This is a genomic window from Streptomyces niphimycinicus (genome assembly GCF_018883605.1).
Classification (GTDB): domain Bacteria; phylum Actinomycetota; class Actinomycetes; order Streptomycetales; family Streptomycetaceae; genus Streptomyces; species Streptomyces niphimycinicus.
The window spans coordinates 1-5,826 of record NZ_JAHLEM010000909.1 but is presented as its reverse complement, the minus strand read 5'-3'; the positions used below and the strand labels follow the sequence as shown (position 1 = coordinate 5,826).

Below are 5,826 nucleotides of genomic sequence, written 5' to 3'. Positions count from 1 at the left end.
CGGAGCCCGCACCCGCGGACGCGGCGGCCGCCGCCCGCCCGCGCGCCGTTCCCCTTACGGCCGCCATCGGCCTCACCGCGGCCGTCGGCATCGCCCTGTCCGGCGCCCCGCAGCTCGTCCTGCGGTTCGCCTCGGACACCCTGCTGTAACCGCTCCCGCGACCGCCGCACCGGCCGCGCGATCCGTCGCCACCGGCCGCGCGATCCGTGGTCACCGGCCGCGCGCCCGCACCCGTGTGCACAAGGGAACTGGTGCCCTTCGCCTGGCGTTGACTTTTTCAGGAGGGTCCACTGGAAGGTGGAGACACCAGGCAAAGCGTTCCCCTGCGGCACAACGGGAGGGCACACAGTGCACCGCCGGCACAACGGGCTGAAGACCGCCGTACTCCTCGGTGGTCTGTCCGCGATCATCATCCTCATCGGCAGCCTCTTCGGCCGCACCGGGCTGATCATCGCGGTCGTCGTCGCACTCGGGACCAACGCATACGCCTACTGGAACAGTGACAAGCTGGCCCTGCGCGCGATGCGCGCCCGCCCCGTCAGCGAGTTCGAGGCACCGGGGCTGTACCGCATGGTGCGCGAGCTCTCCACGGCCGCGCGCCAGCCGATGCCCCGGCTCTACATCTCACCCACGGAGGCCCCCAACGCCTTCGCCACCGGCCGCAACCCCCGTAACGCGGCGGTCTGCTGCACCGACGGCATTCTGCGGCTGCTGGACGAGCGCGAGCTGCGCGGGGTCCTCGGCCATGAGCTCAGCCATGTCTACAACCGCGACATCCTGATCTCCTCGATCGCGGGCGCGCTCGCCAGCGTCGTCATGTTCCTGGTGAACTTCGCCTGGCTGATCCCGATGGGCCGGTCCGACGACGACGAGGGCCCCGGCTTCGTCGGCATGCTGCTGATCATGCTTCTCGGCCCGCTCGCGGCCTCCATCATCCAGCTCGCCGTGAGCCGCTCCCGCGAATACGAGGCCGACGCCTCCGGCGCCCAGCTCACCGGCGACCCCCTGGCCCTCGCCAGCGCCCTGCGTAAGCTGGAAGCGGGCACGAAACAGCTTCCGCTGCCGCCCGAGCCCCGCCTGGAGACCGCCAGTCACCTGATGATCGCCAACCCGTTCCGCGCCGGTGAGGGCATGGCCAAGCTCTTCTCGACCCACCCGCCCATGCGGGAGCGCATCGCACGACTCGAGCAGATGGGAGGACACCAACCGTGAAAACCCTCCTGAACCTCATCTGGCTGATCTTCGCCGGCCTGTGGATGGCGATCCTCTACGTGCTCGCCGGCGTCCTCCTCTGCCTCACGATCATCGGCATCCCCCTCGCGCTCGCCTCCTGGCGCATCGCCGGCTTCGCCCTGTGGCCCTTCGGCCGCACCACCGTCCCGCGCCCCGACGCCGGAGCCGCCTCCTGCGTCGGCAACGTCCTGTGGCTCATCCTCGCGGGCTGGTGGCTGGCGCTCGGCCACCTGATCACCGGCGTCGCACTCTGCCTCACGATCATCGGCATCCCCCTGGGCCTGGCCAACTTCAAGCTCATCCCGATCTCCCTGGCCCCCCTCGGCGTCGAGATCGTCCCCACCGACCAGCCCTTCGGCCACCGCTGACCCGCCCGCCGACAACGCCAGGGGCGGCACGGCCACGCCGCACCGCCCCTGCCGCACCGGTCCGAGTGCCGGCTACCGGTAGTTCACGAACTGCACCGCGAAGTCCAGGTCCTTGCCCTTGAGCAGGGCGATCACGGCCTGTAGATCATCCCGGCTCTTGGACGTCACCCGCAGCTCCTCGCCCTGCACCTGCGCCTTGACGCCCTTGGGCCCCTCATCGCGGATGATCTTGGCGACCTTCTTCGCGTTCTCCTGCGAGATCCCCTCCTGAAGCGAGGCGAAGATCTTGTACTCCTTGCCCGACGCCTGGGGCTCACCCGCGTCCAGGGCCTTCAGCGAGATCCCGCGCTTGACCAGCTTGGACTGGAAGACGTCGAGGATCGCCTTGACCCGCTCCTCGGAGTTGGCTCGCATCTCGATCCGCTCGCCCGACCACTCGATCGAGGCGCCGACGTTTTTGAAGTCGTAGCGCTGGGAGATCTCGCGGCTCGCCTGGTTCAGAGCGTTGTCGACCTCCTGCCGCTCGACCTTCGAGACGATGTCGAAACTGGAGTCGGCCATCTTGAGTTGGCTCCTCGTACGTAGATCCGTCAGTGGCACGGCCCAGCGGACCGCTCCGGCCAGCCTAGCGATCTCAGCCATGATCCAGAGGCGATCAACCGGGTGGCGAAGCACCCCCGCACATCAGGTATTGTTTACGTCGTTGCCAGGGAGCAGCACCGCGAGAGCGGGGCACCTGGCCACATCCCAGGCGGTGTGCCCGAGTGGCCAATGGGAGCGGACTGTAAATCCGTCGGCTTAGCCTACCCAGGTTCGAATCCTGGCGCCGCCACACGAGGGATACGGCCCCTGAACTGCGGAAACGCGGTCGGGGGTCGTTCTCGTTCAGGGAGTGAGGATCACGCCCGGAATGGGCGGTCCATCCCACTGTGTCTCACCTGATCTCGCGTGCTGACCACTGCGTGTGGGGCATGCGTGGGGCACGCTCGGGGATCATCCCCAGTTCTTCAGTGCCTCATCGATCCGGGCGTTCGCCATGGCTGTGGCGCCGTCCAGACACTTCGCGTAGACCTTCAGCAGCACGGCCACCGTGTGACCCGCGGCGAGCGGCTTCCACAGGGGCCACTCCCGAGTTCAGCCACATCGAGACGCAAGCGTGGCGTAGGTCATACGGCCGAGCACCGGGACGGTGCGGCTGCGGCGCGGGCCCGAACGCCGCCATTCGGGCCCGCGCCCAGACCTCCCCGTAGCCGCTCTCCTGCACCAGCCCACCGCGGGCGGTCCGGAAGAGTCGGCCGTCGGGGGCCGTGCCGTAGGTCTCCAGGTGCTCCCGCAGCATGGTCACCAAGACGGGCGGAATCGGGACGTGCCGCACTTCCTTCTCCGGTCGCCATTTCAGGCCCCGCTGGTCGTGGGCGGCGCCGGAGTCGGTCCATGAACTTCCGACGCCCGGACGGGAGCCGTCGAGGTGCAGCGCGCCCCACCCTTCCAAGGGAAGCTCGCAGTTCTCGCGGCGGAGCCACACGGCCTCATCTGGCCGTAGTCCAGCGTGGTAGAGGAGGCACCCGAAGAACGCCCGGAGGTGCTTCCCTCGGTCGCCCTGCTCGCCTACGGCGTCCAGTAGCTGACGGGCTTGCCGTGGGTTGACCACGGACCCGGAGTCCACCTGCTCAACAGGCTTAGGGAGGGACCACTGCACTTGCGGAAGCGGGTTGACATCGAGTCGCCGGGCCTCCACCGCGAACTCAAGGGCGTTGTGGAAGATGGCCCGCTTGGGCCGGAACACCGAGGCAGCGACGGTCTTGCCGTCCAGACGCGCGGCGAAGGCGGTGAGCACCTTCCGGAGCAGCAGCGGATCATCCAAGGCGCTCATGGGCACCGTGTTCCGCTCGACCCATTCCAGAGTGCGCTGTACGTCTGCGTGCGGGTCCTCCGTCCATCGCTTCAGGTTGAAAGCCCAGCTATACAGCCCGCGGCGAAGTTGCCGAGCATCCGGCATGCCGCGGCGCGTACTGACCAAGGCTGGGGTGGCACTGGCCATGGCCTCGGCCAAGCCGGTCCGGGTCTTCGCGGGTGCGGCCGGCCACTTCATCTCGATGTAGTCGCGAGCGTGCTGGTACCAACTCACGTCATTGAGCTTGCGCAGCTCAGGCAGCGGCAGCCCGCTCGCCTCATCGAACCGCTCGCCGTTGTTCACGGCGGTGAGCAGCTCCGCGGCCGGGCTCGACCCCGAGGCGCGCATCGAGGTGTGGGATGCGGTCAAGGAGCTCGCCGGCCATGGAACGACGGTGCTGCTCACCACGCAGTATCTGGACGAGGCCGAGCAATTGGCCGACCGGATCGCGATCCTCCACCAGGGTCGGATCATCGTGAACGGCACCCTCGCCGAGCTCAAGCAGCTCTTCCCGCCCGCCAAGGTCGAGTACGTCGAGAAGCAGCCGACTCTCGAGGAGATCTTCCTCGCAGTCGTCGGGGGCATCGACAAGAGCGACGTCACTGGCACGACAACTGGGGGACGAGGATGACCGCGTACTTCTTCAACGACACTGTCGCGCTCACGGGGCGGACCCTGCGCCATGTCACACGCAGCATGGACACCATCATCACGACCGCCATCACGCCGGTCGCCATGATGTTGATGTTCGTCTACGTGTTCGGCGGCGCCATTGATACCGGGTCGGTTTCGTATGTGAACTACATGCTGCCCGGCATCCTGCTCATGACCATCGCATCGGGCATCTCCTACACCGCGTACCGGCTGTTCACCGATGTGAAGAGCGGGATCTTCGAGCGATTCCAGTCCATGCCGATCGCGCGGTCGGGTGTGCTGTGGGCTCACGTCGTCACCTCACTGGTCGCCAACGTGATCGCGCTCGTGCTCGTCGCGGGCGTCGCTGTGCTCATGGGCTTCCGCTCAGGGGCAGGAGTGTCGGCATGGCTCGCGGTCGCCGGCATCCTGCTCTTGTTCACCCTGGCGCTGACCTGGCTCGCCGTGATCCCCGGGCTCTGTGCGTCGTCGGTCGAGGGAGCGGGCGCGTTCGCCTACCCGCTCATCTTCCTGCCGTTCGTCAGTTCGGCGTTCGTGCGCACAAAGACGATGCCCGGCCCGGTGCGCTGGTTCGCCGAACATCAGCCGGTGACGTCGATCGTCAACACGATCCGCAACCTGTTCGCCCAGCAGCCGGTCGGCGACGACATCTGGACCGCCCTCGCGTGGTGCGTCAGCATCCTCGTCGTGGCGTACATCTTCGCGATGGCCGCCTATCGCCGGAAGATCGCCTGAGGCAGGCTGAGACCCATGCTCACCATCAGCCAGCTTGCGGCGTACGCCGGGGTGACGGTGCGGGCGGTACGTCACTACCACCGGATCGGGTTGCTGCCGGAGCCCGAGCGCGACCGGTCCGGATACCGGACCTACGACGCCGTCGCGGTCGTGCGACTGATCCGGATCCGCACCCTCGCAGACGCCGGCGTGCCGCTGGCTCGGGTGCAGGAACTCCTCGCCGCCGGCCCGGAGGAGTTCGCCGGCAGCGTCCAGGAGATCGACAAGGCCCTGCGTGCCGAGATCCGGCGGTTGCAGGACACTCGCAGCCGACTCGCCAGGCTCGCCGCCGGAGAGCACCTGGCGCTTCCGCAGAGCGTTGTGGACTACCTCGACCGGCTGCGCGGTCTCGGCGTTGAGGAGCGGTACATCGAGATGGAGCGGGACGCCTGGATCATGATCGCTGCCCAGGTGCCGCATTCGATCGACTCCGTGATCGCCAAGAAGCACGAGGAGCTGGACGACCCCGAGATGGTGAAGCTCTACAGCCTTCTCAGCGGGGCACTCGACTGGCCGGCCGACGATCCGCGGATCGTCGAGGTCGCCGACATCATGGAACGCTTGATGGTTCGTGCTGTGGAGGCCGGCGAGGTGGGTGCCGATGACGGCATCGACGATCAGTTTGTCGACCTGCTGGACTCAACCATGGTCGAGTCCTCACCGCACGCCGCGCGGCTGTTGGCGATTCTGGAGGAGCGGGGCTGGAGGGGCTGGACCCGCATCGAGCGAGTGCCTGCCGAGAGACTCGACACTGAGCTGCCGCCATCGTGAAGGCAGTCAGGGTCCTGGAGTGACGCTATTTGGGGGTGCACGTGCTTCCCGGAGGGCGGCCGTCTGCCTCAGTGAGGAACAGGGCCGGCGCGGTGGGGGTGGGCAGCGTGGATGTACTTCATCGGGGTTCTT

7 protein-coding genes and 1 tRNA gene are annotated in these 5,826 nt (G+C 67.6%); 6 read left to right on the top strand and 2 right to left on the bottom strand.

Annotation, left to right across the window (positions count from 1 at the left end):
- Positions 1-348: 348 nt before the first annotated feature.
- Both htpX and KN815_RS45230 read left to right on the top strand, forming a co-directional pair.
- The gene (htpX, locus tag KN815_RS45235) at positions 349-1,212 is read left to right on the top strand and encodes a zinc metalloprotease HtpX (RefSeq protein ID WP_216347618.1); all 864 of its coding nucleotides are present in this window, start codon (positions 349-351) and stop codon (positions 1,210-1,212) included.
- Positions 1,209-1,601, top strand: a complete 393-nt coding sequence (locus KN815_RS45230) for a YccF domain-containing protein (protein WP_216347617.1) — start codon at positions 1,209-1,211, stop codon at positions 1,599-1,601. The genes htpX and KN815_RS45230 overlap by 4 nt, the downstream gene beginning before the upstream one ends.
- A gap of 72 nt (positions 1,602-1,673) precedes the next feature.
- Here the strand turns inward: KN815_RS45230 and KN815_RS45225 are convergent, their stop codons facing one another.
- Positions 1,674-2,162, bottom strand: coding sequence for a YajQ family cyclic di-GMP-binding protein (locus KN815_RS45225; protein WP_059148998.1), 489 nt, complete (start codon positions 2,160-2,162; stop codon positions 1,674-1,676).
- Positions 2,163-2,351: 189 nt separating this feature from the next.
- On the opposite strand from KN815_RS45225, the gene KN815_RS45220 reads away from it, so the two are divergent.
- A tRNA-Tyr gene (locus KN815_RS45220) sits at positions 2,352-2,433 on the top strand.
- Positions 2,434-2,616: 183 nt separating this feature from the next.
- Here KN815_RS45220 and KN815_RS45215 read toward each other — a convergent pair.
- A complete protein-coding gene (locus tag KN815_RS45215; protein ID WP_216347616.1) occupies positions 2,617-3,798 on the bottom strand; it encodes a tyrosine-type recombinase/integrase in 1,182 nt (393 codons plus the stop codon).
- 4 nt (positions 3,799-3,802) lie between these two features.
- Here KN815_RS45215 and KN815_RS45210 point away from each other — a divergent pair, with 4 nt between their 5' ends.
- The 3 genes from KN815_RS45210 to KN815_RS45200 are packed head-to-tail and all read left to right on the top strand — an operon-like array spanning position 3,803 to position 5,694.
- A complete protein-coding gene (locus KN815_RS45210) occupies positions 3,803-4,126 on the top strand; it encodes an ATP-binding cassette domain-containing protein (RefSeq protein WP_443732347.1) in 324 nt (107 codons plus the stop codon).
- Positions 4,123-4,884 carry an ABC transporter permease gene (locus tag KN815_RS45205; RefSeq protein ID WP_216347615.1) on the top strand — a complete coding sequence of 254 codons (762 nt, stop codon included), beginning with the start codon at positions 4,123-4,125 and terminating at the stop codon, positions 4,882-4,884. The genes KN815_RS45210 and KN815_RS45205 overlap by 4 nt, the downstream gene beginning before the upstream one ends.
- Positions 4,885-4,899: 15 nt before the next feature.
- The gene (locus tag KN815_RS45200; protein WP_216347614.1) at positions 4,900-5,694 is read left to right on the top strand and encodes a MerR family transcriptional regulator; all 795 of its coding nucleotides are present in this window, start codon (positions 4,900-4,902) and stop codon (positions 5,692-5,694) included.
- The last annotated feature ends 132 nt before the right edge of the window (positions 5,695-5,826 follow it).